Raw genomic sequence first — 25,682 nt, 5'->3', positions numbered from 1 at the left:
CGCGCGGCCCGCCGCGCGGGCCCTGGTGCCCCCTTAACGGATGGTGTACCCGCTTTCGACCGATCCCAAACGTCTTGACCGAACTTTTCTAGTGCTGCTTGGGCAGGGCTTGCCGCGCGTAGGCGCGCACGTCCGCGTCCGAGTCGTCCAAGGCCCCTTGCAGGGCGGCCACCACCTCGGGTCGGTCGGCCCACTTGGCGAGCACCCGGACGGCCGCTTTCCGCACGTCGAGGTTGGGGTCGTCGAGCGCACCGACCACGGCGTCCGGGCGGTCGACCGCCCACACCGCGCCCACGCGCACCTGCCAGCCGGGGTCGGCCAACGCCAGGGCGGCCGGCGCGCGCAGCTCGGCGAAACCCGCGCCGGCCTCCAGCGCGGCGGCGCGCACCAGCGGGTCGGCGTCGTGCGCCAGCGCGAGCAGGGTGTCCGGCCGGGCGCGCAACGTGCCGAGCCCCTTGGCGGTGAGCACGCGCAGCTCCCGTTCCGCGTCGTCGGCCGCGAGCGCCAGCGCGTCGGCCGCCCGCACCGCCACCAGGCCCCGGATCGCCGCCGCGCGGACCGCCGGCACCGGGTCGGCCAGCGCGGCGGCGTAGGTCGCCTCGTCGCCGAGCTTCAACGCCCACAGCACCTCCAGCGCGACCGCCCGCAGCGGTGACCGCGCCAGGGCCGCCCGCAGCCCCGGGCTCGGCGGCACCACCTCCACCAGCTCCCGCAGCCCCGCACCCGCCGCGTCGCGCACCGACACCTCCGCGTCGGACATCGCCTCGACCAGGGCGAACTCGAACCCGGCCGGCACCACCTCGGTCAGCAGCGCCACCGCCGCGCGGCGCACGGCCGGGTCCTCGTCACCCAGGTACGGCGTGATCGCGGCGAGGTCCGGCTGCGCGTCGGCCAGGGCCAGCAGCTCCAGCAGCCGCGGCGAGTCGGCGCCGCGCCGCGACCGCGCCGCCTGCTCGCCGGTGACCGCGGCCGCCAGCACCCGCCCGGGCAGCACCTCCACCTCACCCGGCGGCGGCACGAAGCCCTCCACCGGCACGAGGTACGGGTGCACGGGCCGTTTCACGAACTCCATCCGGCCCTCGGCGTCCTTGCGCAGGTTGAGGTGGTGGAACCACGACTCGTCGTCGCGCTCCGGCAGGTCGACCCGGTCGTGGTAGAGGCCCCAGCGGCTCTCCGTCCTGGTCAGCGAGGCCTGGGCGGCCATCTCGGCGCAGTCGCGGATGAACGACACCTCGGCGCAGCGCATCAGCTCGTGCGGCGTCCGCGCGCCCATCGCCTCGATCTCGCCGGTCATCCGGACGAACGCCTCCAGTGCCAGTTCCAGCTTCGTGCCGGTCTTGGGCGGCGCCACGTAGTCGTTGACGAACCGGCGCAGCTTGTACTCGACCTGGGGCTGGGGCGGGCCGTCCGGGTGGCGCAGCGGCCGGTAGATCAGCTCGTGCGCGGCCTCGACCTGGTCCTGCGGCAGCGGCGCCGGCGCGCCGTGGTGTTCGGCCGCGTGCGCGCCCGCCAGGTCGCCGAACACGAACGCGCCGAGCATGTAGTTGTGCGGCACGCACGCCAGGTCGCCCGCCGCGTAGAGGCCGGGCACGGTGGTCGCGCCGTTCTCGTCCACCCACACGCCGCTGGCCGAGTGCCCGCCGCACAGCCCGATCTCGGAGATGTGCATCTCCACGTCGTGCGTGCGGTAGTCGTGCCCGCGCCCGGCGTGGAACGTGCCGCGCGTGGGCCGCTCGGTGGTGTGCAGGATCGTCTCCAGCGCCGCCAGCGACTCCTCCGGCAGGTGGGTGGTGCGCAGGTACACCGGACCGCGGTCGGAGGCGATCTCGGCCGCCACCTCGGCCATCATCTGCCCGGACCAGTAGTCGCAGTCCACGAACCGCTCGCCGAGCGCGTTGACCTGGTAGGCGCCGAACGGGTTGCCGACGTACGCGCAGGCGGGCCCGTTGTAGTCCTTGATCAGCGGGTTGACCTGGAAGCACTCGATGCCGGACAGCTCCGCGCCCGCGTGGTAGGCCATCGAGTAGCCGTCGCCCGCGTTGGTCGGGTTCTCGTAGGTGCCGTAGAGGTAGCCGCTGGCGGGCAGGCCGAGCCGGCCGCACGCGCCGGTGGCCAGCACGACCGCGCCCGCGGCCACGGTGACGAACTCGCCGGTGCGGGTGTTGAACCCGACCGCGCCGACCGCCCGGCCGCCCGACACCAGCACCCGCACCGGCATCACCCGGTTCTCGATGGTGATCCGCTCGCGCATCCGGCGCTCCCGCATCACCCGGTAGAGGACCTTCTTGACGTCCTTGCCCTCCGGCATGGGCAGCACGTAGCTGCCGGACCGGTGCACCTGGCGGACGTGGTACTCCCCCGCCTCGTCCTTCTCGAACTTCACCCCGTACCGCTCCAGCCGGCGCACCATGTCGTAGCCGCGGGTGGCGGTCTGCATCACGGTGCGCTGGTCGACGATGCCGTCGTTGGCGCGGGTGATCTCGGCGACGTAGTCGCGCGGGGCGGCCTTGCCGGGGATGACCGCGTTGTTCACGCCGTCCATGCCCATGGCCAGCGCCCCGGAGTGCCGCACGTGGGCCTTCTCCAGCAGCAGCACGTCACGGCCGTGCTCGGCGGCGGTGATCGCGGCCATCGAGCCGGCCGTGCCACCGCCGATGACCAGCACGTCGCAGCTCAGCTCGGTGCGCTCGGTGACCGGTGGGATCTCCATCAGCCCATCACCGCCGCCAGGATCGCCTCGCGCCGCACGTCGACCTCGCCCGCGCCGAGCACGACCACCCGGTCGCCCAACCGCACCGCCTCGTCCACGTCGTGCGTGACGAAGATCGTCGTCGTCCCGGTCTCCCGCAGCACCTCGACCACCAACTCCTGCATCGCCGCCCGGGTCTGCGCGTCCAGCGCGCCGAACGGCTCGTCCATCAACACCAGCTTGGGGGCCTGCGCGAGCGTGCGGGCCAGTTGCACGCGCTGCCGCATGCCCCCGGACAGCTCGCGCGGCAGGTAGTGCCCGAAGTCGGCCAGGCCGACCCGGTCCAGCCACACCCGGGCCCGCTCGCGCCGCGCCGCCCGCGGCACGCCCTGGAGGGTCAGGGGCAGCTCGACGTTGCGCGACGCGCTGCGCCACGGCAGCAGGCCGTCGTCCTGGAACACCACCGCCCGGTCCTTGGACGTGCCGCGCACCGGCTCGCCGTCCACCAGCACCCGGCCGGCCGCGATGGGCAGCAGCCCGGCCACCGCGCGCAGCAGCGTGGACTTGCCGCAGCCGGACGGACCGGCCACCACCAGCAGCTCGCCGCGGGCGACCTCCAGGTCGACGTCCCGCAGCACGGGCGTGCGGCCGTAGCCCGCGGTCAGGTTCTCGACCACCACCGTCATGCCGGAACCCCCCTCGGCAACCAGCGGGTGGCGCGGCGGCCCAGCAGCTCCACCGCGGAGGACGTGAGCCAGCCCAGCAGGCCGATGGTGATCATGCCGACGAGCACGCCGGGGTAGTCGACCACCGTGTAGGCCTGCCAGGTCCGGTAGCCGACGCCGAACTGGCCGGAGATCATCTCCGCCGAGATCACGCAGATCCAGGACACGCCCATGCCGACCGACAGCCCGCCGAACACGCCGGGCAGCGTGCCCGGCAGCACCACCTTCAGCAGCACCTGCCACCGGCTGCCGCCCATGGTGCGGATCGCGTCCTCCCAGATGGTCGGCAGCGCCCGCACCGCGTGCCTGGTGCTGACCAGGATCGGGAAGAACGCGGCGACGAACGTGATGAACACGATCCCCTGCTCGTCGGTGGGGAACAGCAGGATCGCGATGGGCACCAGCGCGATCGCCGGGATCGGCCGGACCACCTCCAGCAGCGGTTGCAGCAGGTCGCCCAGCAGCCGCACCCGCGCCACCACCACGCCGAGCGTGATGCCGAGCAGCGCGGCCAGCAGGAACCCGCCGCCGATCCGCGCCAGGCTGTTGGCCAGGTCCTGGTAGTACTCCGGCAGCACCACCTGGCGGGCGAACCGCTCGGCCACCTCCACCACGGTCGGCAACTGGTCGAACCGCAGCCACAGCCGCGTGCCGGTCGCGGTCAGCACCTGCCACAGCAGCAGCCCGGTGGCCAGCGACGCCACCCGCGTCACCCAGCGCCCGGACATCAGGCGCCCACCGCTTCGAGCGCCTCGGCGAACGTCAGCACCGCGCCGTGCCGCTCCGCCGCCGCACGCGTGGTGAAGGGCAGCAGCCGACCGCCCTCCCGCACCCAGAACGCGTGCTCGGCGAACCAGCGGGTGCCGGTCTCCGCGTCCGGCACGTAGGCCGTGCGCAGCTTCCCGTTCGTGCTCTTGACCAGCCTCAGCAGGCACTCGGGCGTGGCCGCGGGCCGGGTGCCCGGCTCGCCCTCGAACCACGCCTCGCCCGCCGTGGCCGGGTCGGACACCTCGACGCCGCACGCGGTGTCCGTGCCGGTGATCCGGGCCGGGTTGACCGTGTCCGCGCTGCCCTCGCCGATGACCTCGCGCAGCGGGCCGTCGTCGATGAACCGGTCGACGTCCAGCTCCTCGATGTTGCCGATGGACTTGAGCAGCGGCACGTCGTCCTTGAGCGCCTGCCGCAGCACCGGCTTGAGCGACAGGTCGAACGTGGCGATGCCGTTGGGTCCGTTGTAGAGGTAGACGACCTCCGCCGGCAGGCCGGTCGCCTTCGCCACGACCTCGGCCGCCGCCAGCGGCTGCTCGTGCAGGTACTTCGTGGCGTCGAGCTGGGCGCGCAGGAACTCGGCCAGCACGTCGGGCCGCTCGGTGGCGAACGGCTTGCGCACCACCACGCCGTGCAGCGTGGGGTAGTTCAGCGCGGCGCCGTCGTAGAGCAACCTGGCCTGGTTGGCGAACACCAGCTGGCCCGGCCACGCGACGAACTGCGACAGCGCGGCCACGCTGCCCGCCTGCAACGCGGACGCGCCGACCGACGGCTGCTGGTTCTCCACCGTCACCTCGACGCCGCCCAGCGCCCGCACCAGGGTGCCGTGGCCGGCCGAGCCGACGCTGGCGGACACCTTCTGCCCCTTGAGGTCGGCCAGGGTCCTGGCCGCGGAGTCGGGCCGGACGACCACCATGTTGAGCGCGCCGCGCACGTTGTAGCCGGTCACCGACACCATCCGGGTGCCCTCGTCGCCGTCCGCCTGCGTGCGGGAGCCGTTGATCAGCAGCGGGTAGTCGCCCATCGAGCCGATGTCGACCTTGCCCGCGATCATCTGCGCGGTGATCGGCGCGCCGGTGTCGTAGTCCTGCCAGGTGACCTCGTACTTCTTGCCGGTGCGGCGGCCCAGCTCGTCGAGCCGCCGCTCGAAGTGGCCCAGTTCCCGCAGCAGGGTGCCCGCGGTGACGGTGTTGATGGTCTTGGACTGGTAGCCGACCACGACGGGCACCGCGTCACCCGCCGCCGACCCGGTCCCGCACGCGGTCAGCGCGGTCGGCGCGATGAGCGCGGTGAGCACCACCGCGGCCGTGATGAGCTTGCGCATCGCGTTCCCCTTCACCGCAGCAGGTAGGGCATGTTGATCTGGACCGCGCCCGTGGGGCAGCGGGCGGCGCACGGGCCGCAGTACCAGCACTCGTCCACGTGCATGTAGGCCTTGTCGGTCTCCGGGTGGATGGCCAGCGAGTCGAGCGGGCACATGTCCACGCACAGCCGGCAGCCGTCGATGCAGAGGGATTCGTCGATCGTCACCGGGACGTCGACGCGGTTGTTGACCAGGGCCATCGCGTGCTCCTGAGGGTTTTCCGGGCGCGCGGGAGCGCCCGAGGTGCCAGGTCGGGAAGGGGACGTGCGGTGGGGTCAGCGACAGATCGCGGAGGCCTGGCGGCGCAGGTCCACGTGCAGGCGGAAGCGCGGGGCGACGTTCACGGCGTCCTCCGGCACTCGGCGCGCATGGCCAGCCGGTCGCCGCGCATCCGGATGAACTCCAGGTCCACCGGGCGGCCGTCGGCGAAGTGGCTCAGCCGCTCCACCACGAGCAGCGCCGAGCCCCTCGGCACCTCCAGCACGGCCGCCGAGTGCAGGTCGGCGTTCACCGCCTCCAGGGTGACGGCCGCGGTGCCCAGGCGACGGCCCGAGGTCTGCTCGATCAGCGAGAAGATGTCCCGGTTGCGCAGGTCCTCGGCCAGCAGCGGCTCGCCGACGTCCAGGGCCAGGTAGGTGAGGTCGAGCGAGAGTGGGAGCCCGCCCAGCCGGCGCAGCCGCTCCACGTAGACGACCTGCTCGCCGTCGGCCAGCCGCAACCGCCGCGCCACCGAGGAGGGCGGTTTGATCGGCCCGGCCGCGCGCACGTCGTTGGTGACCTCGCCGTGCTCGTGCAGCGTCTCGGCCAACCCCATGAGCTGGGTGAGGCCGTGGGAGTACTTCTCGGTCACCACGACCGTGCCGACGCCCGGCACCCGTTCGATCAGGCCCTCTTCGCGCAGCAGGTCCAGCGCCTCGCGGATGGTGTTGCGGGAGGCGCAGAACTCGGCGGCCAGGAACCGCTCGTCGGGCAGCACGCCGTCCGGGAACGCGCGCTGCACGACCTGCTGGCGGATCACGTCGGCGGCCTGCCGCGCCCGGTCGGCGCGCAGGCGCCGTTCCGGTGCGCTGCTGCTCATGCGCCACAGTCTGGGGCACCGACCGGGGGCGCATTGTTACGGCGCTGTTACGCCACCCAGGTCAGCCGGGGTGCCGTCGTTGACCAGCGCAAGCGCGTCGCCCCCGGGCCGCTGCGCCACCGCGAGCCCGTCCCACCTACTGGACGCGTTCCCGCTTGCGGCTCGCCAACCGGCAGACCAGGTAGATCAAGAAGGAGACCGCGGTGACGAACGCGCTCACCGGCATGCCCGGCGCGAGCGACAGCACCATCCCGCCCAGCACGGACACCTCGGCGAACACCACGGCCAGCACGGTGGCCCGCACCGGGCTCGCGGTGACCCTGGTCGCGGCCGCCGCGGGCGTGATCATCACCGACAGCACGAGCAGCGCGCCCACCAGCTGCACGCTCAACGCCGTCGCCACGCCCACCAGCACCGCGAACACCAGCGACAGCGTCCGCACCGGCACGCCGCGAGCCACGGCCACGGCGGCGTCCACGCTGGCGAAGTGCAGCGGCCGGTAGATGAGCGCCAGCACCACCAGCACGACCAGCGACGAGCCGACGAGCAGCCACAGGTCGGTCGACCCGACGCTCACCACCTGCCCGGTGAGCAGGCCGAACTTGTTCGCCGCCCGTCCGTTGTAGAGGGCCAGGAACAGCATCCCGAGGCCGAGGCCGAACGCCAGGATCGCGCCGATCACCGAGTCGCGGTCGGAGTCACGCGAGCTCAGCAGCCCCAGCAGCAGGGCGGCGACGACCGACCCGGCCAGCGCGCCGTACCCGACGCCGATCCCGATCAGCAGGGCCGCCGCGCCGCCGGTGAACGCCAGCTCGCTCGTGCCGTGCACGGCGAACGCCATCTTGCGGGTCACCACGAGCGGGCCGAGCAGCCCGCCCAGCAGCCCCAGCACCGCACCCGCGATGAGCATCGGCTGGACGTAGCCGAGCAGCTCGAGCGTGAGCCCGACGTCGAAGAAGCCCTCCATCAGCCCTCATCCGCCAGGTGGTGCGGCTCGTCCTCGCACACGTGCTGCGCGCCGACCACGTGGATCTGGTCGCGCACGCGGACCACCTCGACGTTCGTGCGGTACAGCTCGGTCAACGTCCGCGAGGTCATCACCTCGGCGGGCGTGCCGATCCGGAACCGGCCCTCGACCAGGTACAGCACCCGGTCGACCAGCGGCAGGATCGGGTTGATCTCGTGGGTCACGAACAGCACGGCGGTGCCCGCGGCCCGGCGCCGCGCGTCGATCAGGTCGCTGACCACGCGCTGGTGGTGCAGGTCGAGCGAGAGCAACGGCTCGTCGCACAGCAGCACCTCGGGGTCGCCGACCAGGGCCTGCGCCACCCGCAACCGCTGCTGCTCACCGCCGGAGAGCAGGCCGACCGGCTCGTCGGCGTACCGGGTCGCGCCGACGGACTCCAGCGCCGCGTCCACCCTGGTCCGCCGTTCGCGCCGGTGGCGCCAGCCGATGCCCCAGCCGTGCCCGTCCAGGCCGAAACCGACCAGGTCGCGGCCGCGCAGGGCGAGGGTCGAGTCGATCGCCCGCTGCTGCGGGACGTACCCGATGCGCCGGTTGCCGCCGGCGACGCGCACGGTGCCCGCGGACAGCGGTTGCAGGCCGAGCAGCACCCGGATGAGGCTGGTCTTGCCGGAGCCGTTGGGTCCGAGGACGGCCACGAACTCGCCGGGGGCGACGTCCAGGTCCAGCCCGTCCCACAGCACGCGGTCGCCGTAGGACAACCGCGCGCCGCGCAACGCCACGGCCGCGGCCGTCGACCTGTCCGTCACCTCGGCTGTCGTGCCCGGCCCTCTCATGCGCCGAGCGCTCCCACCAGCGAATCGACCTGCTTCGTCATCCAGTCAAGGTAACCCGTGACGCCCTCCGGCAACGTCTCGGTCACCTCCGCCACGGGCAGGTTCGCCGCCTTGGCCTGGTCGACCACCTGGTTGGTGCCCGCGTTCTCGGTCTGCGCGTTGTTGACCACCGCGGTGATCTGCTTCTGCTCGATCAGCCGGGTGACCTCGGCGAGCGCGGCGGCGGGGATGTCGGTCTCGTTCTCCACGGCCTCGCTGAACGACTCGGGGGTGACGTCCTCGACGCCCGCGGTGTCGAGCAGGTAGTGCGCCACCGGCTCGGTCGCCACCACCTTCTTGCCCGCGCCCTTGCCCGCGACGCGCTGTTCGAGCCCGGTCAGCTTGGCGGCGAAGTCCTCGGCGTTGCCCTCGAAGGTCGCCTTCTTGTCCGGCGCGATCGCGCCGAGGTCGGCGGCGGCCTGGTCGGCGACCTTGCGGACGGTCTCGAAGTCGTACCAGACGTGCTCGTTGACGGCGTGGTCGTGGCCCTCCTCGCCCTCGGCGTGGCCTTCCGGCTCGGCGGAGGTCTCGGGCTCGGCGGACGGCTCGTCGTGCCCGGAGGCCTTGCCGGACACCGGGAACGCCTCGATCTTCTTGGCGGACTCGGTCTCGGGGCCGAGCAGCGTGGCGAAGAAGTCGTCGTAGCCGCCGCCGTTGAAGATGACGAGCTTGGCGTCGCGCACCGCGGCCAGGTCGGACGGCTTGCTCTCGTAGGAGTGCGGGTCGCCGGACGGGTCGTCGATGATCGAGGTCACCTCGACGGCGTCACCGCCGACCGCCTTGACCACGCTGCCCCACACGTTGGTGGAGGACACGACCTTGATCTTGCCGTCGGTGTTCGCGGCCGGGGTGTCCTGGGCGCCGCAGGCGGTGAGGACGACGGCGGTCGCGGCGGCCACCGCGCCGAGCAACGCGTTGCGGACGATCATCAGAGCACTCCTCGACAGGCTGACACATAGGCAATGGAAACCGTTGTCGAGTTCAGTTTAGAACGCTCCGCTACCGACACGTCCACCGACCGGGTGTTTTACGCACCACAGGGGCCACTCCCGCCCTGCGGCGAGGTGGCCCCTGCGGGGTGTGGATCAGTCGGTGAGGCGGTGGCCCGTCTCCGGGTGGAACAGGTGGACCTCGGTGGCGTCGCGCACGGCGATCTTCACCGTCTGGCCCAGGGTGGGCGGCGTGCGGCCGTCCACGCGGACCACGAACCGCTCGGGCACGTCGCCGATGCGGATCGAGCCGTGCATGAGCGCGTCCGCGCCCAGCTCCTCGACCAGCTCGACGGTCATGTCCATGCCCTGCTCGGAGGAGCTGACCAGGGCCAGCGACTCGGGCCGGATGCCGAACGTCACCTCGGACAGGCCCTCACCGGCGGCCTTGTCCATCATGCGGCGCTCCAGCGGCACCACGATGCCGTCGAGCTTCGCGCCCTCCGACGTCAGCGGCACGGTCTTGAGGTTCATCGCGGGCGAGCCCATGAAGCCGGCGACGAACGCGTTGGCCGGCTTGTCGTAGAGCGCGCGCGGGGTGTCGCACTGCTGGAGCAGGCCGTCCTTGAGCACCGCGACCCGGTGGCCCATGGTCATGGCCTCGACCTGGTCGTGCGTGACGTAGATCGTGGTGGTGCCCAGCCGCGCCTGGAGGGCGGCGATGTTCGCGCGGGTCTCCACGCGCAGCTTCGCGTCCAGGTTGGACAGCGGCTCGTCCATGAGGAACACGGAGGGCTCGCGGACGATCGCGCGGCCCATCGCGACGCGCTGCCGCTGACCGCCGGACAGCGCCTTGGGCTTGCGCTCCAGGTACTTCTCCAGGTCGAGCATCTTGGCCGCTTCCGAGACCTTCTGCTTGATCTCGGCCTTGTTGACGCCGCGCAGCTTGAGCGCGAAGCCCATGTTCTCCGCGACCGTCATGTGCGGGTACAGCGCGTAGGACTGGAACACCATCGCGATGTCACGGCCCTTGGGCGGCACGTTGGTGACGTCCTTGCCGGCGATGTGGATGGCGCCCTCGTCGACGTCCTCCAGACCCGCGAGCATCCGCAGCGCGGTGGACTTGCCGGAGCCGGACGGACCGACCAGCACCAGGAACTCGCCGTCGGTGACGTCCAACGACAGCTCGTCGACCGCGCGGACCGGCGGGTTGCCGGAGAAGATCCGCGAAGCCTTGACGTAGGAGACCTCAGCCATGCCACGCACCTTTCACTACCTAGCTTTGCCGCAACGCTAGGGATTGCAAGCGCTTACGGGAACGGGTGAATTGGTCTAGTTCCGGATCGGTTCAGCGCCACCGGTGCCCGCTGCCCGCCAGGTCCGACGGTGCGACAGCCGCCCGATCGAGGTGCCCGGTCCAGGCCTTTGACCAGCGGTCTTACCGCTGGTGCGGCCGTCGCGGGTTCCCTAGCCTCTCCGCTGTGAAGGTCATCAGCCAACGGGAGTTCGACCAGAACCCCGCAGAAGCACTGGAAGCACTCGAACCCGGTGATGCGCTCCGCGTCACGGGTCGGCACGGCGAAGTCATCGAGCTCTACCCGCGAGCGGACGGGCGGCCGTGGACCGCGACCGAGCTCGTCGAGCGGCACAAGTGCCTGCCGCGGGTCGACCTCGCGGAGATGCGCGCGGATATCGAAGAAGTCGTCGGTGTCGATCGCAACGACGACGACCCCTGGGAGCGCAGCCGTGGCTGATCGCCAATCCGGCGTCTTGGACACGTCCACGTACATCGACCTCGACGTGTTGCACCCGAGGGTCCTGCCGGACGTTCCCGGACTGACCACGATCACGATGGCCGAGTTGCACCACGGCGTGGTAGCCGCGAGGGACGCGATGACCCGCGCCGCCCGGACAGCACAACTGGCCGCCGCGATCGTGGACTTCGACCCACTTTCCTTCGATGCTCGCGCGTCAACCCGGTACGGCAGCCTGGTGGGACTCACGATCGCGGCGAACCGCGACCCTCGGTCACGCAAGTTGGACTTGATGATCGCCGCCATCGCGTCGTGCCACGACCTGCCGCTCTACACCCGCAACGCCAAGGACTTCGTCGGCCTCGAATCGCTGGTCGAGGTCATCGAGGTCTGAGCGGGGGCCTCCGCGCGAAGCGGAGGCCCCGCCCGGTTCAGCCCTTCACCGCACCCGACGACAAGCCCGTCACCAGGAACTTCTGCACCAGGTAGAACACGACGACCGCCGGGATCGCGACCAGGATCGAGGCCGCCGCCAGGTGGCCCCACTCGGTCCGGTTCTGCTGCACGAACACCTGCAACCCCACGGCCAGCGTCTTCGACTCGTCCGCCGCCGACAGGAACGCCGACGCGAACGCCACCTCGCCCCACGCCGTCAGGAACGCGTAGAACGCGGTCACGGCCAGGCCCGGCCGCGCCAGCGGCAGCACCAGCCGCCAGAACACGCCGAACGGCGACAGGCCGTCCACCCGCCCCGCCTCGTCGATGTCGGTGGGGATGGTGTCGAAGTACCCCTTCAGCATGTACGTGCAGAACGGCACCGCGGTCGTGCAGTACACCAGCACCAGGCCGAGCGACGTGCCCTGCAACCCCAGGTCGAGCAGGATGTTGTACAGCGGCACGATCAGCACCGCGAACGGGAACATCTGCACGACCAGGAACGACAGCATCAGCGACCGCTTGCCCGGGAACCGGAACCGCGACGCCGCGTACCCCGTGGTCGCGGACAGGAACACCGCCAGCACCGTGGTCATCAGCGCGATCAGCACCGAGTTGCCGAACCAGGCCAGGAAGTCGCCCTTCTCGCCGGCCAGGATCCGCCCGTAGTTGTCCAGGCTGGAGTCGTTGACCAGCTTCGGCGTGGTCTCCACGGCCTTGGCGTCCGGCTTGAACGACGTCACCAGCACCCAGAACACCGGGAACACCGCGATCAGCGACGCCACGACCAGCGCGCCGTGCAGCCCGACGGCGGCCAGCGGCGACCGTCGCGAGCGCGAGCGCGCACGGGCCTGCGGGACCGCCTTCAACGACGCGGCTTCGACCGTCATCACCACACCTCGCCTTGCTTGCGCAGCGCGCGCCGGTACACGCCCGCGAACACGAGCAGCACGGACAGGATCAGCACGCCGTAGGTCGACGCCACCGCGAAGTCGCGGGACGCGCCGGAGAAGAACCGCTCGAACGCGTAGGTCACCAGGATCCGGGTGTTCGGGTTCGGCCCGGTGATCAGGTAGATGATCGCGAACATGTTGAACGTCCAGATGATGCCCAGCAGCACCACCGTGCCGGACACCGACCGCAGGCCGGGCAGCGTCACGTTGCGGAACCGCTGCCAGGCGGTCGCGCCGTCGACCTCCGCGGCCTCGTAGAGGTCGCCGGGGATCGACTGGAGACCGCCGAGCAGCGCCACCATCATGAACGGCACGCCGAGCCACACGTTGACGATGATCACCGCGACCAGCGCCCAGTCCGACTGGCCCAGCCACACCGGCGGGTCGTCCAGGCCGAGGAAGCGCAGGAACTGGTTGATGATCCCGTACTGCGCGTTGAACATGTACTTCCACGCGAACGCGCTGATGAACGCGGGCACCGCCCACGGCAGGATCAGCAGCACCCGGTACACCGACCGGCCGCGCACCTCCCGGTTGAGCAGCAGCGCCAGGCCCAGGCCGATCGTGTAGTGGAAGAAGACGCAGCCGAACGTCCAGATCAGCGTGCGGACCAGCGTCGACCAGAACGCGCCGTAGCTGGCGTCGCCGGACAGCACGTTCAGGTAGTTGTCGAGGCCTACGGAGACGTAGGTCGCCGGCCGGTCCAGGATCGGGTTGGCGATGTTGCCCTCGTTGATGTCGGTGAAGGTGAAGAACACGCCCTGGGCGAGCGGGAACAGCACCAACACCGCGATGACCAGCACGACCGGCAGCACCATCGCGTACGCGTACCAGTGCCGGTCCAGGAACCTGCGCACCGAAGTCTCCCTTCGCCTCCCCGCGGCGCCCGGCCCCGAGGGGCGGGGCCGGGCGCCGCGGGGGATGGTCAGCCGACGGTGTACTCGGGGACGACGGTGTCCTTGTAGGCCTTGGCGACCTCGTCCAGCGCCGTCTTGGCGTCCTTCTTGCCCGCCAGCACGTCGGCGTAGGCGATCTTCAGCGGGTCGAACAGCTGGCCGCCCTCCGGGATCCACGCGCGCGGGTGGGCGGCGGTGGCGACCGGCTCGAACGCGGAGACCACCGCGTGGGCCTTCACGTCGGCGTTGTCGTAGGCCGACTTGCGGGTGGGCAGCAGGCCCAGCTCCTTGGCGACGCGCACCTGCGACTCGGTGCTGCTCATGCAGGCGATGAACTTGACCGACGAGTCCTTGGCCTTGGTGCCCTGGCGGATCACGTAGTCGTGGCCGCCGACCGGCGCGGAGCCCTCGCCCGCGGTGGCGCCGGGGACGGGCGCGATGCCCAGGTTGGCGGGGTCGGCGAACGCCGCGCCCTTGAGGTAGTCGGCGACCGACCACGGGCCGTTGACCACCATGGCGACCTCGCCGGAGGTGAACGCGGCCTGCATGTTGTTGTAGGAGTTCGCCGGGTCCAGCGCGGTGGACGCGGCCTTGGCGTCCAGCAGGCCCTTGGCGGTCTCCAGCGCCTTCACGTTGGCCGCGGAGTTGACCACGATCTTCTTGGCGTCGGCGTCGACCAGGTCGCCGCCCGCGCCGTAGATGAACGGCAGCGCGTAGTACGCGTCGTTGTTGATGAAGATCGTCTTCTCACCGCCGAGCTTGGCCGCCGCGGTCTTGACCTCGTCCCACGTCTTCGGCGGCTCGACGCCGGCGTCGGCCAGCGTCTTCTTGTTGTAGAACAGCGCCAGCGAGTCGGTCACCTGGGGCACGCCGTAGGTCTTGCCGTCGTACTTGGTGGAGCCGAGCGGGGTCTCCAGGAAGTCGGACGTGTCGCTCGCCAGCTCCGTGCCGGTCAGGTCGACCACGTAGCCGAGCTTGGCCAGCTGCGACACCCACGCGACCTCGGCGCGGAAGACGTCCGGGCCCTGACCGCCCTGCGCGGCGGTCCGGTAGTTGTTGAGCGCCTGGTCGAAGGCGACCGTCTCGGTCTTGACCTTGTAACCGCCCTTGGTCGCGCACTCCTGCGCGATCGCGGTGAACACCGGGCTCTCGTTGGGGCCGCTGGTGTCCCAGAAGGTGATCTCACCGGAGTCGCCGGACGCCGATCCGCCGTCGCCACCACCGCACGCGGTGAGGACGAGGGCGCCGACTGCCGCCACTGCGGTCACGAGGGTGGTACGTCGCATCGTTGCTGTCGTCCCTCCTGCGGCCTCCACCGTGATGAAGGCTCTTGCAAGAACTTGCGAAATTGTTGACGCGGATTTCATCCCGCCGACCAGGGCCGGGTCAAGGGTCTTGACGTAACCAAGCCGTAACGGCGCAGCACGGGTGGCGGAAACCACGGTGGGCGTTGCAAAATTTTGCCGCTGACGGCAGGCTGCACGGCACCCGAGGTCACGCACGAGTCAGCGAGGAGGCATGGTGTCCGGTCTGTCCGAGATCGCCAGGGCAGCCGGGGTGAGCATCTCCACGGTCAGCCGGGTGCTCAACCGCCGGGCGGGCGTGAACGACGAGACGCGCCAGCGCGTGCTCGCGGTGCTTGCGGAAATGCCTTACACCCCGCGCGGGTTGGGCGCCCTGCAGCGGACCGGCGTGATCGGGCTGCTCGTGCCGGAGCTGTCGAACCCGGTGTTCCCGGCGTTCGCCGAGGCGCTGGAGGTGCGTGCCGCGCGACTGGGGTACTCCTCGCTGCTGTGCAACACGCGGGCGACCGGTGCCGGCGCGATGGGCGAGGAGGAGTACGTGCGGATGCTCCTCGCGCGCGGCGTCGAGGGCATGGTGTTCGTGTCGCCGGAGATCACCAACGTCGAGGTGCCGCTCGGCCAGGCGCCGCGGCCGTCGTACTACGCGAAGCTGCTGGCCGACGGCGTGCACATGGTGTTCGTCAACGGGGCCACGCCGTCGCTGGACGTGCCGGACGTGACCGTGGACGAGCAGCACGCCGGGTACGCCGCGACCAGGCACCTGGTGGAGCTGGGGCACCGGCGGATCGGGTTCGTCTCGGGGCCCGCGCGGTCGTTGCCGTCGCGGCTCAAGCGGGCCGGGTGGGCGGCGGCGATGGAGGAGGACGGGCTGCCCGCGACGTCGGACTTCGTGGCGCACGCGCCGTTCGGGCCCGAGGGCGGAGCCCGGGCGGTGTCGGCGTTGCTGGACACCGTGCGGCCGACGGCGGTGATCTGCTCGTCCGACCACATGGCGATCGGTGTGCTGCGGGAGGCGCACCGGCGCGGGCTGACCGTGCCGCGCGACCTGTCCGTGGTGGGGTTCGACGACATCCCGCTGGCGTCGTACTGCTCGCCGTCGTTGACCACGCTGGCGCAGCCGATCGAGGAGATGGCGGCGGCGGCCGTGGACGAGTTGGTGCACCGGCTCGACCCGGATCGGCGCAGGCGTCCGGCGGGCAATTACACGCGCGTTTTCCGACCCCGGTTGGTGGTGCGCGAGTCGTCCGCGAAGGCCTCATTGGTTTAGACCATTGTACCCTGAGGTAACCCCATCTCATCTGCACTGATGAGATTTTGGAGGGACGCCGGTCACCCCCACTTCTGTAATTGGTTCTGAACCGTTACGGTCACTTCATGGCGCGGTCGATGCATGTGCGACGCCCCGCGACGCTCGCCTCACTGGCGGCGGAGCTGGGTGTTTCCCGGACAACGGTGTCCAACGCGTACAACCGTCCCGACCAGCTCTCGCCAGAGCTGCGACGCCGGGTGTTGGAGACAGCGAGACGACTCGGGTACCCGGGGCCCGACCCGGTGGCCCGGTCACTGCGGACCAGGAAGGCCGGTGCGGTGGGCCTGCTGCTCACCGAGAACCTGTCCTACGCGTTCCGCGACCCGGCGGCGATCGGGTTCCTGGAGGGGTTGGCGCTCGCCTGCGAGGACGCCGGGACCGGGCTGCTGCTCGTGCCGGCGAACCCCGAGCGCGAGGACGTGGCGGCCGTGCACCGGGCCGGTGTGGACGGTTTCGTCGTGTACTCGGTGCCCGACGACGACCCGCACCTGGCGGCGGTGCTGGAGCGGCCCGTGCCGACCGTCGTGTGCGACCAGCCCGACCTCGGCAACGTCGACCGCGTCGGCATCGACGACCAAGCGGCCATGCACGCGTTGGCCCAGCACCTGATCTCGTTGGGGCACCGGCGGGTCGGCGTGGTGTGCATGCGGCTGGCCCGTGACCGCAACGACGACTTCGTGACGCCGGAACGGCAGCAGGCGGCGCACTTCCACGTGCAGCGGGCCCGGTTGGCGGGGCTGGCGCAGGCGTTCGCGTCGGTCGGCGTGGACTGGGCCACCGTGCCGGTCGCGGAGCGGTTCGACCACACCATGGCGTCCGGCGCGTCGGCGGCGGCGCAGGTGCTGGAGCGCGACCCGCAGATCACCGCGCTGATCTGCACGTCGGACATACTGGCCCTCGGCGCGCTCGGCGAGGTCCAGCGGCGGGGTCTGCGCGTGCCGACCGACATCACCGTCACCGGCTTCGACGGCATCCGCGAGGCCGAGGCGGCCGGCCTCACCACGGTCCGCCAGCCGGTCCTGGAGAAGGGTCGCGCGGCGGGCAAGCTGCTGCTCGACTCGGCCGAACGCACCCGCCCCCGGGCCGTCACCCTGTCCACCGAACTGGTCCTGGGCACCACCGCCGCCTCACCGCGCGGCACGGCGGAGGAACGCTGGTTCGGCCCGTGACCCGCGGCCCGGCCTGACCACCACCGGCCGAACCCCACCCCACCGCTCTCGAACGCACTGCAGGGGTCCCCCGCCCGGGGGACCCCTGCTCTGTCCGAAGTCACGTGACGCGGAAGATGACCGGGTTGCTCGCCTTGCCCGCCACCAGGGCGGTGAGCAGGTAGTCGCCCGCACCCAGCCGGCCGTGCTTGCGGCAGCCCGGTTCCGACGTGCCGCCCGTCCACTGCAGGCCGTAGGTGAACCGCTCCCCCGGCTGCATCACCCGCACCTCCGAGCCCTCGGTGACGAAGCAGTCGTTGCTCGACCACAGCCGCGTCACGCCGTCCGCGCTCGTGACCACCAGCTCCCGCACCCGGCGGCCGATCTCCTTGGCGCACGGCAGCGGGCCGGTGTTGGACACCGCGATGGTGAACCGCACGGGCCGGCCGGCGGGCGTTGCCACCGGGTCCACCTCCGCCGCCACGGCCACCTGGGCGTCCTCGCACGCCGGCGGGGGACCCGGTGGCAAAGTCGGCTTCGGCGGCTCGACGGGAGCGGGCGGCGGAGGCGGCGTGGTCGAGGACGACGACGTGACCACCGGGGTCCGCGCCGGCTCGGGCGGGCTGGACGAGGGCTGCGCCGCCACCGGCGCCGGGTCGCCGTGCCCGATCAGCGCGCCGACCAGCCAGACCACCAGGACCAGCGCGACCGCGGAACCGGTGACGGCCAGCGCACGACGCCGCCAGTACACCGACCGCGGCCGCGGGCCCGTGGAGTCGATCACGCGCTCGAAGGTAGCCCGGTCGCCTGGAATACCCCGGTAGGCGTCGGTCACCCGATGGGGTGGACGTGAGGTTCGCCCCGATCCGCTTGCCGGCATCCGGGACTCGGGTTCCAATCCGGGGGAAACACGGGAGGTGTGCGATGACCGCGATCGACGAGCTGCTCCACCGCAACGCCGAACTGGGCAACATCGTGCCCGGCGACCGATCGTCGCCGCGCCCTTCGATGCAGGTGGCGATCCTGACCTGCATGGACTCCCGCATCCGGGTGTTCGAGATCTTCGGCCTCCAGCAGGGTGAGGCGCACGTGCTGCGCAACGCGGGCGGCGTCGTCACCGACGACATGATCCGCTCCCTGGCGCTGAGTCAGCGCAAGCTGGGCACCCGCGAGGTGCTGTTGGTCCACCACACCAACTGCGGCCTCCAGCTGGTCACCGAGGACGACTTCAAGGACGAGCTGGAACGGGACTCCGGCCTGCGCCCGACCTGGTCGGTCGAGGCGTTCCGCGAGGTCAAGGACAGCGTGCGCGGCTCGATGAACCGGGTCCGGCGCAGCGCCTTCCTGCCGCACCGCGACAACGTGCGCGGCTTCGTCTACGACGTGCACACGGGCGAGCTCACCGAAGTCGTCTGACCGGCGGTGGCCGGCGGACCGGTCGTGGAAGACTGTGCGGCGCTATGAGCCTGGACGCCGAGCTCCTCCTCGACTGGTTCGCCGACACCGCCCGCGACCTGCCCTGGCGACGGCCGGAGTGCACCGCCTGGGGCGTGCTGGTCAGCGAGATCATGCTGCAGCAGACCCCGGTGGCCCGGGTCGAGCCGATCTGGCACGAGTGGCTGGCCCGGTGGCCGACCCCGTCGGCGATGGCGGGCGCGACCCAGGGCGAGGTGCTGCGCGCCTGGGGCAAGCTCGGCTACCCGCGCCGCGCCCTCCGGCTGCACGCCGCCGCGCAGGCCATCGCCGAGCAGCACGACGACGTCGTCCCGAGCGACGTGGACACGCTCCTCGCCCTGCCGGGCATCGGCGCGTACACGGCACGGGCGGTCGCCGCCTTCGCCTACGGCCAGAAGTGCCCGGTGGTGGACACGAACGTCCGCCGGGTGGTGGCCCGGGCCGTGCACGGCGCGGGTGACGCGGGCCCGCCGTCCACCACCAAGGACATGAGGGACGTCGAAGCCCTCCTGCCCGACGAGCACGCCGCCGTCTACTCGGCCGCGCTGATGGAGCTGGGCGCGCTCGTCTGCACGGCCCGCGCGCCGAAGTGCGCCGACTGCCCGGTGTTCGACGCCTGCGCGTGGCAGCGGGGCGGTCGTCCGGCGTACGACGGCCCGGCCAAGGTCGTGCAGCGGTTCGCGGGCACCGACCGGCAGGTGCGCGGCCTGCTGCTGGACGTGCTGCGCGGCACCAGCGAACCCGTCGCCAAGTCCAGGCTGGACCTGGTCTGGTCGGACGCGGGCCAGCGGGACCGGTGCCTGCACTCGCTGCTGGTCGACGGCCTGGTCGAGCAGACCCGCGAGGGCCTGTTCGCGCTGCCCGGGGAGCACTGACGTGCACGCGCTGGTGGTGTTCTTCGACGCCGAGGCCGACCAGGCGGTGCGGACCCTGTGGCGGCGGATCGGCGCGCGGTTCGAGCTGCCGCCGCACCTGACCTACGCGGCGGCGGGCACGATCGGCCCGAAGGTGCGCGCCGAGCTGCGCGAGGACCTGTCCCGGCTGTGGCTGCCCGACGTCTGGCTGCACACCCTCAGCGCCACGGAGAACCGCCTCCAGCTCGGCGCGGTCGTGGACGGCGAGCTGCTGGCCGTGCACTCGGCCGTGCACGACGTGCTCGCGGGCCGGGTGAAGCACCCCAACGCCCAGCACCTGCCGGGCAACTGGGTGCCGCACTGCACGCTGGTCGACGGCGAGGAAGCCGACGTCAAGGCCGCCTTCGCCGAGCTGCACCCGATCGCGCCGATCCGCGCGAAGACCCGCGAGATGGCGATCGTGGACACTCAGTCCGGCGGGATCGACCCGCTCAGGAACGCCTCCACCGCGCCCCGGTAGACCTCCGGCGCCAGGTCGTGCACGACGTGCCCGGACTCCGGCACCACCAGGTGCGTCGCACCGGTCCGCCGCGCCACCTCGGCCATCTGCCCCGCGCGCAGCCCGCCCAACCCGGCCTCGACCACCAGCATCGGGCACCGGATGGCGTCCACGAAGTCCCAGTACGCCCGCTCGCCCCACTCGGTGGCGATCTCGTACAGGTCGGACAGGTGGGCGATGAGGTGCCAGCCGTCCTCGCGCTCCTCGAACATCTCCTCCACCCGCGGCACGTCCACCACCGTCCGCACGTGCGCCAGGGACTCGAACGCGGGCGGCCACGTGTCGAAGTACCACCGCCACTCGTCGACCGTGCGACCGCGGTTGTCCGGCACCACGTCCTCCGCCACGACCGCGCGCACCAGGTCGGGCCGGGTCGCGGCGAGCGCCCAGGCGTGCAGCCCACCCATGGAGTGCCCGATCACCACGGCGGGCGCGAGGTCGTGCCGCTCGATCACGTCGACCGCGTCGGCGACGAAGTCCTCGGTCCGGAACGGCCCCCGCACGGGGTTGCGGCCGTGCCCGCGCGCGTCCGGCGCGACCACCCGTCCGTAGGACTTGAGCCACTGCGCCACCGTCCACCACGTGCTCGCCCGGCTCATCAGGCCGTGGAGCAGCAGGATGCCCTGCCCCGATCCCCCGAACTCCGCAACGCTCATGCGTGCATCATGTCGGCATGGCCATCAGCTCCAAGGCGCGCCCGTACCTGATCGTCGTCATCGTGGTGCTGGTGGTGGCCGGGATCGTGGTGGCGAAGCTGCCCCGGGACCGGGCGGACCAGCAGGCCGCGGCGTCGGCGGCGGCGACCACGCCCCCGGTGGTGGACGCCGAGGGTGGCGACGGCGCGGGCGACGCGTACTACCCGCGCGACGGCAACACCGGTTACGACGTCAGCGGCTACGACGTGTCGGTCACCTACGACCCGGCGACCAGGCGGCTGGACGGGGTCGCCCGCATCACCGCCAGGGCGACCGCCGACCTGACCCGGTTCAACCTCGACCTGTACGCGCTCGAGGTGACCGGCGTGGACGTGCGCGAGCAGGCGGCCGAATTCGGCCAGGAGGGCGACCACGAGCTGGTCGTCACGCCCGCCGCACCCCTGGCGAACGGCGAGGAGTTCACCACCACCGTCCGGTACGGCGGCGAGCCGACCCTGTTCGAGGACCGCGCGCTGGGCCGCAGCGGCTGGCAGGTCTCCTCGACCGGCGGCGCGTTCGCGGCGGGCGAGCCGCACTCGGCGACCACCTGGTTCCCGGCCAACGACACCCCGCGCGACAAGGCGTCGTTCGCGCTGACCGCCCGCGTGCCGGCGGGCTGGTCGGTGATCTCCAACGGCGTCGAGCAGGGCTCGACCACCGCCGACGGCTGGACGTCGTTCCGCTGGGTCGCCGAGCAGCCGATGGCCACCTACCTGACCACGATCGCGATCGACCGGTGGACCGTCGAGCGGTCCACGCTGCCCGACGGCACGCCCGTGGTGGACGCCTACGCGCCGGGCGCGCAGGACGGCCGCGTGCACCAGCAGCGGTTGCCCGAGGTGCTCGCGTTCCTGGCGGAGAAGTTCGGGCCCTACCCGTTCTCGTCGGCGGGCGGGATCTTCCTGGCCGACGACATCGGCTTCTCGCTGGAGACCCAGACCCGACCCATCTACGCCGGGTGGGCCGACCTCGACACCGTGGTGCACGAGAACGCGCACCAGTGGTTCGGCGACTCGGTCAGCCTGGAGAACTGGGCCGACATCTGCCTGAACGAGTGCTTCGCCTCCTACGCCCAGTGGCTGTGGGCCGAGGCGAAGGACGGCGCCGACCTGGACGCCCGGTACCTCGCCGAGGTCGAGCGGGTCGCCGACCGCGACACGTACTGGGGCCGCAAGCTCTACGACATGGGCCGGGGCAACGAGTTCCGCGGCGTCTACGACAAGGGCCAGCTCGCGCTGCACGCGTTGCGCCGCCAGATCGGCGACCCGGCGTTCGACCGCGTGCTCAAGGACTGGACGGCCGCGAACCGGGACGGCAACGCGTCGTGGCCGGAGTTCGAGGCGCACGTGGAGCAGCTGTCGGGGCAGGACCTGGACGGCTTCTTCGGCGCGTGGTTCCGGGGCGACGAGGTGCCCGCCGACGACTACCTGTACCCGGGCCCGCTGCGCCGGTAACCGGCTCAGCCGGTTAGCGAAACCGACTACAGTGGTTACGTGACCACGTGGACGAGGACGCTGACCGCCCACGACGGGCAGCGGTTCCGCTTCGACCCCGGCAGCTTCGCGCTGGAGCTGCTGGTCAGCGGCGGTCCGGGTGAGTACCGGCGGTACGAGGTGCTGCACGCGCCGGATGACCTGGCGCACTGGCTGGCCTCCTCGCGCCTGGCCGCGACCGCGCCGTTCACCCCGGCCGACGTGCGCGTCACCGAAGCCGAGCTGGACGCCGTGAAGGAGCTGCGCGACGCGTTCTGGCGGGTTGCGCAGGCCATGGCCCGTGGCACCGGGATCCCGCCGGCCGACCTGGACGTGCTCAACGCGGCCACCGCCGAGACGCCCCGGCCGGTGCTCGACCCCCGGACCCGGGCGCTGGCGTGGGCGGCGCCCATCACCGGCGCCCAGGTGCTCGGCGCGGCGGCCCGTGACGCGGTCGAGCTGGTGGCCCGGGGCGGTGTGCGCGAGTGCTCGTCCTCCACCTGCGAGCTGCTGTTCCTGGACACCTCGCGGTCCGGCAACCGCCGCTGGTGCTCGATGGAGCGCTGCGGCAACAGGCACAAGGTCCGCGCCCACCGGGCCCGCCACGAGACGGAACCGGCCGGGGCGCAGTAACGTCGGGGCATGGCGGTTGTGAAGATCAATGCGATCCACGTGCCCGACGGCTCGGGCCCGGAGTTGGAGAAGCGGTTCGCCGCACGGCTCGGCGCGGTCGACTCCGAACCCGGTTTCCTCGGCTTCCAGCTCCTGCGGCCGGTCAAGGGCGACGACCGGTACTTCGTGGTGACCCAGTGGGAGACCGAGGAGGACTTCCAGCACTGGATGGGCGGCCGGGCCAAGGAGGCCCACTCGGGCGAGCGGGCCAAGCCGGTGGGCACCGGGTCGGACCTGCTGGAGTTCGAGGTCGTGCTCAGCTCCGCGCCGAAGAAGTAACGCCGGGGTGGACCAGGCGCTCGACCGCGCGGCGGAGCTGATCGAGGACGCCGACGCGCTGCTGGTGTGCGCGGGCGCCGGGATGGGCGTCGACTCGGGCCTGCCCGACTTCCGCGGCGCCACCGGGTTCTGGCAGGCCTACCCGCCCTACGCGCGGCTGGGGCTGCGGTTCGAGGAGCTCGCCGACCCGGCGCACTTCGCGGCGGACCCCGCGCTCGCGTGGGGCTTCTACGGGCACCGGCTCGACCTCTACCGGCGCACGGTGCCGCACGACGGCTTCCGCGTGCTCCGGGAGTGGGGCGCGCGGGTGTTCACGTCGAACGTGGACGGCCAGTTCCAGCGGGCCGGGTTCGCCGACGTGGCCGAGGTGCACGGCTCGATCCACCACCTCCAGTGCGTGCGGCCCTGCACGGACGACGTGTGGCCCGCCGACGACGTCGTGGTCGACGTGGACCCGGAGACGATGCGCGCGACCGGACCGCTGCCGTCGTGCCGCAACTGCGGTGGCCTGGCCCGGCCGAACATCCTCATGTTCGGCGACTGGTCGTGGGTGGACGGGCCGTCGCGCCGGGCGTTGGACGCGCTCGCCCAGTGGCGGCGGGCCCAGGGGCGGCGGACCCAGGAGCGGCGGGGTCTCGTCGTGCTCGAACTCGGCGCCGGCCTCGCCGTGCCGACCGTGCGCCGTCAGGCCGAACTGGCCGCCGCCGCGTCCGGCGCGCTGATCCGGATCAACCCGCGTGAGCCGCAGGTCCGGCACGGGCACGGGGTGTCGCTGCCGATGGGCGCGCTCGAAGCGATCACCGCGCTGGACGCGATCATCGGGCCGGCACGACGAACCGGGTGACGACGGCCCGGTGGTCGGAGCCCGGGATGTCGACCACGGCGAAGGTGTCCACCGGGCACCGGTCGTCCACCAGCACGTGGTCGATGGCCACCGGCGGCGGCCACAGCACGCCGTCGGACGGCCAGGTCGGGTCCAGGCCCGCGCCGACCTGGTCGGCGGCGTCGACGTAACCGCCGTTGAGCAGCCGGCGCAGGCCCACGTGGTCCAGGGTGGCGTTGAAGTCGCCCGCGAGCACCCGCACCGGCCCGTCCAGCACCCGCTCCGGCAAGCCGGCCATGTCCCGCTGCCACTTCTCCGGCCCGGCGTCGACCACCGGTGGCAGCGGGTGCACCGACAAGACCTCCACGTCGGCACCCGGCAGGTCGACCAGCGCGCCCGCCTGGCGCAACGTGCTCGGCGGCGTCAGCGTGCGCGGGAACACCGGGTGGCGGGACGCGATGCCGGACCCGGAGCCGCCCGGCTCGTCCAGGAAGTGCCGGTGGGGCAGCACGTCGTCCAGTCCCGCGCGGTCGAGGTCGCGCACCATCTCCGGGGTCAGCTCCTGCAACGCCAGCACGTCGACGTCGTGCGCCTTGACCGCCGCCACGACGGCCTCCCCCTCGGCCCTGCCGACCAGCAGGTTCGCCGCCATGACGGTGACCTCCTGCCCGACGCCCACCGGCCGCGAGTCGGGGAACGCCCGCGGCGCCACCGCCGCCACCAGCACGATCGCGACCAGCGACGTGACCGTGCCGACCGCCCAACGCCGCAGCAGCAGCGCGAGCGCCCCAAGCACCACCCCGGCCGCGGTGAAGTAGGGCGTGAGGGCGGTCGTGGCGACCATGTGCCGGGTGCCGTCGATGCCCAGCAGCCGGGTGAGCGCGGCGAGCAGGAACGCGATGGCGGCCACCACCAGCAGGAACGTCATCCCCCTGTGCCTGGTGCGGCGTTCCTCGATGTCGACCACGGGATCTAGTCTGCCCGAGTGGAGGTATTGCTGACCGGCTTCGAGCCGTTCGACGGCGCGGACACCAACCCGTCGTGGGACGCGGTCGACGCGGTGCGACCGGACGGTTACCGGCTGACGACGTTGCGCCTGCCGTGCGTGTTCGGCGATTCGCTCACGGCGTTGCGCGAGGCCCTCTCGGCCCGCCGCTACGACGTGGCCGTGTGCGTGGGCCAGGCCGGCGGTCGGGCCGGGATCACGCCGGAGCGCGTCGCGGTGAACCTGGACGACGCCCGGATCCCGGACAACGCGGGCGCGCGGCCCATCGACGAGCCGGTGGTCCCCGGCGGGCCGGCGGCCTACTTCACCGGCCTCCCGGTGAAGGCGTGCGTGGCGGCGCTGGAAGCCGAGGGCATCCCGGCGTCGGTGTCGCACTCGGCGGGCACGTTCGTGTGCAACCACGTGTTCTACGGCCTCATGCACCTGGTCGCGACCGAGCACCCCGGTGTGCGCGCCGGGTTCGTGCACGTGCCGTTCGCACCGGAGCAGGCCTCGACCGGCCGGCACCCCAGCCTGCCCGTCGCCACCACGGCCCGGGCGCTGGAGGTGATCGTGCGCACGTCCCTGACCACCGCCGCCGACCTGCGCACCACCGCGGGCACCCTGCACTGACGCCCGGTCCCCGCGCAACGCCCCCGACACGTCCCGGCACCGACCTCGGACACGCGAGACGCCCC

At 72.1% G+C, this 25,682-nt stretch carries 28 protein-coding genes; 12 read left to right on the top strand and 16 right to left on the bottom strand.

The features are described 5' to 3' along the window. Positions 1-88 precede the first annotated feature (88 nt). The 10 genes from ACYVLT_RS33210 to ACYVLT_RS33165 all read right to left on the bottom strand — a co-directional run bounded on the left by ACYVLT_RS33210 (position 89) and on the right by ACYVLT_RS33165 (position 10,648). Positions 89-2,710 (bottom strand): fumarate reductase/succinate dehydrogenase flavoprotein subunit, encoded by a 2,622-nt coding sequence (locus tag ACYVLT_RS33210; RefSeq protein WP_461124075.1) that lies wholly within the window; start codon positions 2,708-2,710, stop codon positions 89-91. Beyond that, entirely contained in the window at positions 2,710-3,375 is a 666-nt protein-coding gene (locus ACYVLT_RS33205) for an ABC transporter ATP-binding protein (protein ID WP_461124074.1), read from the bottom strand. Before ACYVLT_RS33205 ends, ACYVLT_RS33210 begins: the two co-directional genes overlap by 1 nt. After that, positions 3,372-4,142, bottom strand: coding sequence for an ABC transporter permease (locus ACYVLT_RS33200; protein ID WP_461124073.1), 771 nt, complete (start codon positions 4,140-4,142; stop codon positions 3,372-3,374). The genes ACYVLT_RS33205 and ACYVLT_RS33200 overlap by 4 nt, the downstream gene beginning before the upstream one ends. Then, a complete protein-coding gene (locus tag ACYVLT_RS33195) occupies positions 4,142-5,506 on the bottom strand; it encodes an ABC transporter substrate-binding protein (RefSeq protein ID WP_461124072.1) in 1,365 nt (454 codons plus the stop codon). The genes ACYVLT_RS33200 and ACYVLT_RS33195 overlap by 1 nt, the downstream gene beginning before the upstream one ends. Positions 5,507-5,517: 11 nt before the next feature. Next, positions 5,518-5,745, bottom strand: coding sequence for an indolepyruvate ferredoxin oxidoreductase subunit alpha (locus tag ACYVLT_RS33190; RefSeq protein ID WP_461124071.1), 228 nt, complete (start codon positions 5,743-5,745; stop codon positions 5,518-5,520). Positions 5,746-5,885: 140 nt separating this feature from the next. After that, on the bottom strand, positions 5,886-6,623 hold the full coding sequence (locus ACYVLT_RS33185; RefSeq protein WP_461124070.1) for a GntR family transcriptional regulator: 738 nt from the start codon (positions 6,621-6,623) through the stop codon (positions 5,886-5,888). A gap of 136 nt (positions 6,624-6,759) precedes the next feature. Continuing rightward, entirely contained in the window at positions 6,760-7,590 is an 831-nt protein-coding gene (locus tag ACYVLT_RS33180; RefSeq protein WP_461124069.1) for a metal ABC transporter permease, read from the bottom strand. Continuing rightward, positions 7,590-8,423, bottom strand: coding sequence for a metal ABC transporter ATP-binding protein (locus tag ACYVLT_RS33175; protein ID WP_461124068.1), 834 nt, complete (start codon positions 8,421-8,423; stop codon positions 7,590-7,592). The genes ACYVLT_RS33180 and ACYVLT_RS33175 overlap by 1 nt, the downstream gene beginning before the upstream one ends. Beyond that, positions 8,420-9,391: a metal ABC transporter solute-binding protein, Zn/Mn family gene (locus ACYVLT_RS33170; protein WP_461124067.1), complete on the bottom strand. Its 972-nt coding sequence runs from the start codon at positions 9,389-9,391 to the stop codon at positions 8,420-8,422. Before ACYVLT_RS33170 ends, ACYVLT_RS33175 begins: the two co-directional genes overlap by 4 nt. Positions 9,392-9,547: 156 nt before the next feature. Further along, positions 9,548-10,648: an ABC transporter ATP-binding protein gene (locus tag ACYVLT_RS33165; RefSeq protein ID WP_461124066.1), complete on the bottom strand. Its 1,101-nt coding sequence runs from the start codon at positions 10,646-10,648 to the stop codon at positions 9,548-9,550. 224 nt (positions 10,649-10,872) lie between these two features. Between ACYVLT_RS33165 and ACYVLT_RS33160 the strand changes: the two genes are divergently transcribed. Then, on the top strand, positions 10,873-11,145 hold the full coding sequence (locus tag ACYVLT_RS33160; RefSeq protein ID WP_461124065.1) for a PhdYeFM domain-containing protein: 273 nt from the start codon (positions 10,873-10,875) through the stop codon (positions 11,143-11,145). Continuing rightward, positions 11,138-11,539 (top strand): PIN domain-containing protein, encoded by a 402-nt coding sequence (locus ACYVLT_RS33155; RefSeq protein ID WP_461124064.1) that lies wholly within the window; start codon positions 11,138-11,140, stop codon positions 11,537-11,539. Before ACYVLT_RS33160 ends, ACYVLT_RS33155 begins: the two co-directional genes overlap by 8 nt. 37 nt (positions 11,540-11,576) lie before the next feature. On the opposite strand, the gene ACYVLT_RS33150 is transcribed toward ACYVLT_RS33155, so the two are convergent. The 3 genes from ACYVLT_RS33150 to ACYVLT_RS33140 all read right to left on the bottom strand — a co-directional run bounded on the left by ACYVLT_RS33150 (position 11,577) and on the right by ACYVLT_RS33140 (position 14,715). Next, positions 11,577-12,470 carry a sugar ABC transporter permease gene (locus ACYVLT_RS33150; RefSeq protein ID WP_461124063.1) on the bottom strand — a complete coding sequence of 298 codons (894 nt, stop codon included), beginning with the start codon at positions 12,468-12,470 and terminating at the stop codon, positions 11,577-11,579. Further along, a complete protein-coding gene (locus ACYVLT_RS33145) occupies positions 12,470-13,390 on the bottom strand; it encodes a carbohydrate ABC transporter permease (protein ID WP_461124062.1) in 921 nt (306 codons plus the stop codon). Before ACYVLT_RS33145 ends, ACYVLT_RS33150 begins: the two co-directional genes overlap by 1 nt. A gap of 68 nt (positions 13,391-13,458) precedes the next feature. Next, positions 13,459-14,715: an extracellular solute-binding protein gene (locus tag ACYVLT_RS33140; protein WP_461124061.1), complete on the bottom strand. Its 1,257-nt coding sequence runs from the start codon at positions 14,713-14,715 to the stop codon at positions 13,459-13,461. A gap of 235 nt (positions 14,716-14,950) precedes the next feature. Between ACYVLT_RS33140 and ACYVLT_RS33135 the strand changes: the two genes are divergently transcribed. After that, positions 14,951-16,000, top strand: coding sequence for a LacI family DNA-binding transcriptional regulator (locus ACYVLT_RS33135; protein ID WP_461124060.1), 1,050 nt, complete (start codon positions 14,951-14,953; stop codon positions 15,998-16,000). Between the two features lie 107 nt (positions 16,001-16,107). Then, positions 16,108-17,211 carry a LacI family DNA-binding transcriptional regulator gene (locus ACYVLT_RS33130; RefSeq protein WP_360454255.1) on the top strand — a complete coding sequence of 368 codons (1,104 nt, stop codon included), beginning with the start codon at positions 16,108-16,110 and terminating at the stop codon, positions 17,209-17,211. Between the two features lie 100 nt (positions 17,212-17,311). Here the strand turns inward: ACYVLT_RS33130 and ACYVLT_RS33125 are convergent, their stop codons facing one another. Next, positions 17,312-17,974: a hypothetical protein gene (locus ACYVLT_RS33125; RefSeq protein ID WP_461124059.1), complete on the bottom strand. Its 663-nt coding sequence runs from the start codon at positions 17,972-17,974 to the stop codon at positions 17,312-17,314. Positions 17,975-18,114: 140 nt separating this feature from the next. Here ACYVLT_RS33125 and ACYVLT_RS33120 point away from each other — a divergent pair, with 140 nt between their 5' ends. Genes ACYVLT_RS33120 through ACYVLT_RS33110 form a run of 3 tightly spaced genes read left to right on the top strand, consistent with a single transcriptional unit; the run spans position 18,115 to position 20,019 of the window. Further along, the gene (locus ACYVLT_RS33120) at positions 18,115-18,606 is read left to right on the top strand and encodes a beta-class carbonic anhydrase (protein WP_461124058.1); all 492 of its coding nucleotides are present in this window, start codon (positions 18,115-18,117) and stop codon (positions 18,604-18,606) included. Between the two features lie 44 nt (positions 18,607-18,650). Then, a complete protein-coding gene (locus ACYVLT_RS33115; protein WP_461124057.1) occupies positions 18,651-19,520 on the top strand; it encodes an HhH-GPD family protein in 870 nt (289 codons plus the stop codon). 1 nt (position 19,521) lies between these two features. Then, complete coding sequence (locus tag ACYVLT_RS33110; protein WP_461124056.1) at positions 19,522-20,019, top strand: 2'-5' RNA ligase family protein; 498 nt, start codon at positions 19,522-19,524, stop codon at positions 20,017-20,019. On the opposite strand, the gene ACYVLT_RS33105 is transcribed toward ACYVLT_RS33110, so the two are convergent. After that, positions 19,968-20,714: an alpha/beta fold hydrolase gene (locus ACYVLT_RS33105; protein ID WP_461124055.1), complete on the bottom strand. Its 747-nt coding sequence runs from the start codon at positions 20,712-20,714 to the stop codon at positions 19,968-19,970. The two genes, ACYVLT_RS33110 and ACYVLT_RS33105, sit on opposite strands and share 52 nt — an antisense overlap. A gap of 17 nt (positions 20,715-20,731) precedes the next feature. Between ACYVLT_RS33105 and ACYVLT_RS33100 the strand changes: the two genes are divergently transcribed. The 4 genes from ACYVLT_RS33100 to ACYVLT_RS33085 are packed head-to-tail and all read left to right on the top strand — an operon-like array spanning position 20,732 to position 24,020. Continuing rightward, positions 20,732-22,207, top strand: coding sequence for a M1 family metallopeptidase (locus ACYVLT_RS33100; protein WP_461124054.1), 1,476 nt, complete (start codon positions 20,732-20,734; stop codon positions 22,205-22,207). A gap of 39 nt (positions 22,208-22,246) precedes the next feature. Further along, positions 22,247-22,858 (top strand): CGNR zinc finger domain-containing protein, encoded by a 612-nt coding sequence (locus tag ACYVLT_RS33095; RefSeq protein ID WP_461124053.1) that lies wholly within the window; start codon positions 22,247-22,249, stop codon positions 22,856-22,858. A gap of 9 nt (positions 22,859-22,867) precedes the next feature. Beyond that, the gene (locus ACYVLT_RS33090; RefSeq protein WP_461124052.1) at positions 22,868-23,176 is read left to right on the top strand and encodes an antibiotic biosynthesis monooxygenase family protein; all 309 of its coding nucleotides are present in this window, start codon (positions 22,868-22,870) and stop codon (positions 23,174-23,176) included. 7 nt (positions 23,177-23,183) lie between these two features. Further along, positions 23,184-24,020, top strand: a complete 837-nt coding sequence (locus tag ACYVLT_RS33085) for an SIR2 family NAD-dependent protein deacylase (RefSeq protein ID WP_461124051.1) — start codon at positions 23,184-23,186, stop codon at positions 24,018-24,020. On the opposite strand, the gene ACYVLT_RS33080 is transcribed toward ACYVLT_RS33085, so the two are convergent. Continuing rightward, a complete protein-coding gene (locus tag ACYVLT_RS33080; RefSeq protein WP_461124050.1) occupies positions 23,992-24,966 on the bottom strand; it encodes an endonuclease/exonuclease/phosphatase family protein in 975 nt (324 codons plus the stop codon). The two genes, ACYVLT_RS33085 and ACYVLT_RS33080, sit on opposite strands and share 29 nt — an antisense overlap. Positions 24,967-24,984: 18 nt before the next feature. On the opposite strand from ACYVLT_RS33080, the gene pcp reads away from it, so the two are divergent. Continuing rightward, the gene (pcp, locus tag ACYVLT_RS33075) at positions 24,985-25,617 is read left to right on the top strand and encodes a pyroglutamyl-peptidase I (protein ID WP_461124049.1); all 633 of its coding nucleotides are present in this window, start codon (positions 24,985-24,987) and stop codon (positions 25,615-25,617) included. The last annotated feature ends 65 nt before the right edge of the window (positions 25,618-25,682 follow it).

The sequence above is a fragment of the Saccharothrix stipae genome (genome assembly GCF_054781895.1).
This window is presented reverse-complemented; position numbering and strand designations above follow the sequence as displayed.

Bases quoted from the DNA above. Each gene is read 5' to 3' on its own strand.
- ACYVLT_RS33210 (WP_461124075.1), bottom strand. From the start codon at position 2,710: ATGGAGATCCCACCGGTCACCGAGCGCACCGAGCTGAGCTGCGACGTG.
- ACYVLT_RS33205 (WP_461124074.1), bottom strand. From the start codon at position 3,375: ATGACGGTGGTGGTCGAGAACCTGACCGCGGGCTACGGCCGCACGCCC.
- ACYVLT_RS33200 (WP_461124073.1), bottom strand. From the start codon at position 4,142: ATGTCCGGGCGCTGGGTGACGCGGGTGGCGTCGCTGGCCACCGGGCTG.
- ACYVLT_RS33195 (WP_461124072.1), bottom strand. From the start codon at position 5,506: ATGCGCAAGCTCATCACGGCCGCGGTGGTGCTCACCGCGCTCATCGCG.
- ACYVLT_RS33190 (WP_461124071.1), bottom strand. From the start codon at position 5,745: ATGGCCCTGGTCAACAACCGCGTCGACGTCCCGGTGACGATCGACGAA.
- ACYVLT_RS33185 (WP_461124070.1), bottom strand. From the start codon at position 6,623: ATGAGCAGCAGCGCACCGGAACGGCGCCTGCGCGCCGACCGGGCGCGG.
- ACYVLT_RS33180 (WP_461124069.1), bottom strand. From the start codon at position 7,590: ATGGAGGGCTTCTTCGACGTCGGGCTCACGCTCGAGCTGCTCGGCTAC.
- ACYVLT_RS33175 (WP_461124068.1), bottom strand. From the start codon at position 8,423: ATGAGAGGGCCGGGCACGACAGCCGAGGTGACGGACAGGTCGACGGCC.
- ACYVLT_RS33170 (WP_461124067.1), bottom strand. From the start codon at position 9,391: ATGATCGTCCGCAACGCGTTGCTCGGCGCGGTGGCCGCCGCGACCGCC.
- ACYVLT_RS33165 (WP_461124066.1), bottom strand. From the start codon at position 10,648: ATGGCTGAGGTCTCCTACGTCAAGGCTTCGCGGATCTTCTCCGGCAAC.
- ACYVLT_RS33150 (WP_461124063.1), bottom strand. From the start codon at position 12,470: ATGACGGTCGAAGCCGCGTCGTTGAAGGCGGTCCCGCAGGCCCGTGCG.
- ACYVLT_RS33140 (WP_461124061.1), bottom strand. From the start codon at position 14,715: ATGCGACGTACCACCCTCGTGACCGCAGTGGCGGCAGTCGGCGCCCTC.
- ACYVLT_RS33130 (WP_360454255.1), top strand. From the start codon at position 16,108: ATGGCGCGGTCGATGCATGTGCGACGCCCCGCGACGCTCGCCTCACTG.
- ACYVLT_RS33120 (WP_461124058.1), top strand. From the start codon at position 18,115: ATGACCGCGATCGACGAGCTGCTCCACCGCAACGCCGAACTGGGCAAC.
- ACYVLT_RS33115 (WP_461124057.1), top strand. From the start codon at position 18,651: ATGAGCCTGGACGCCGAGCTCCTCCTCGACTGGTTCGCCGACACCGCC.
- ACYVLT_RS33105 (WP_461124055.1), bottom strand. From the start codon at position 20,714: ATGAGCGTTGCGGAGTTCGGGGGATCGGGGCAGGGCATCCTGCTGCTC.
- ACYVLT_RS33100 (WP_461124054.1), top strand. From the start codon at position 20,732: ATGGCCATCAGCTCCAAGGCGCGCCCGTACCTGATCGTCGTCATCGTG.
- ACYVLT_RS33090 (WP_461124052.1), top strand. From the start codon at position 22,868: ATGGCGGTTGTGAAGATCAATGCGATCCACGTGCCCGACGGCTCGGGC.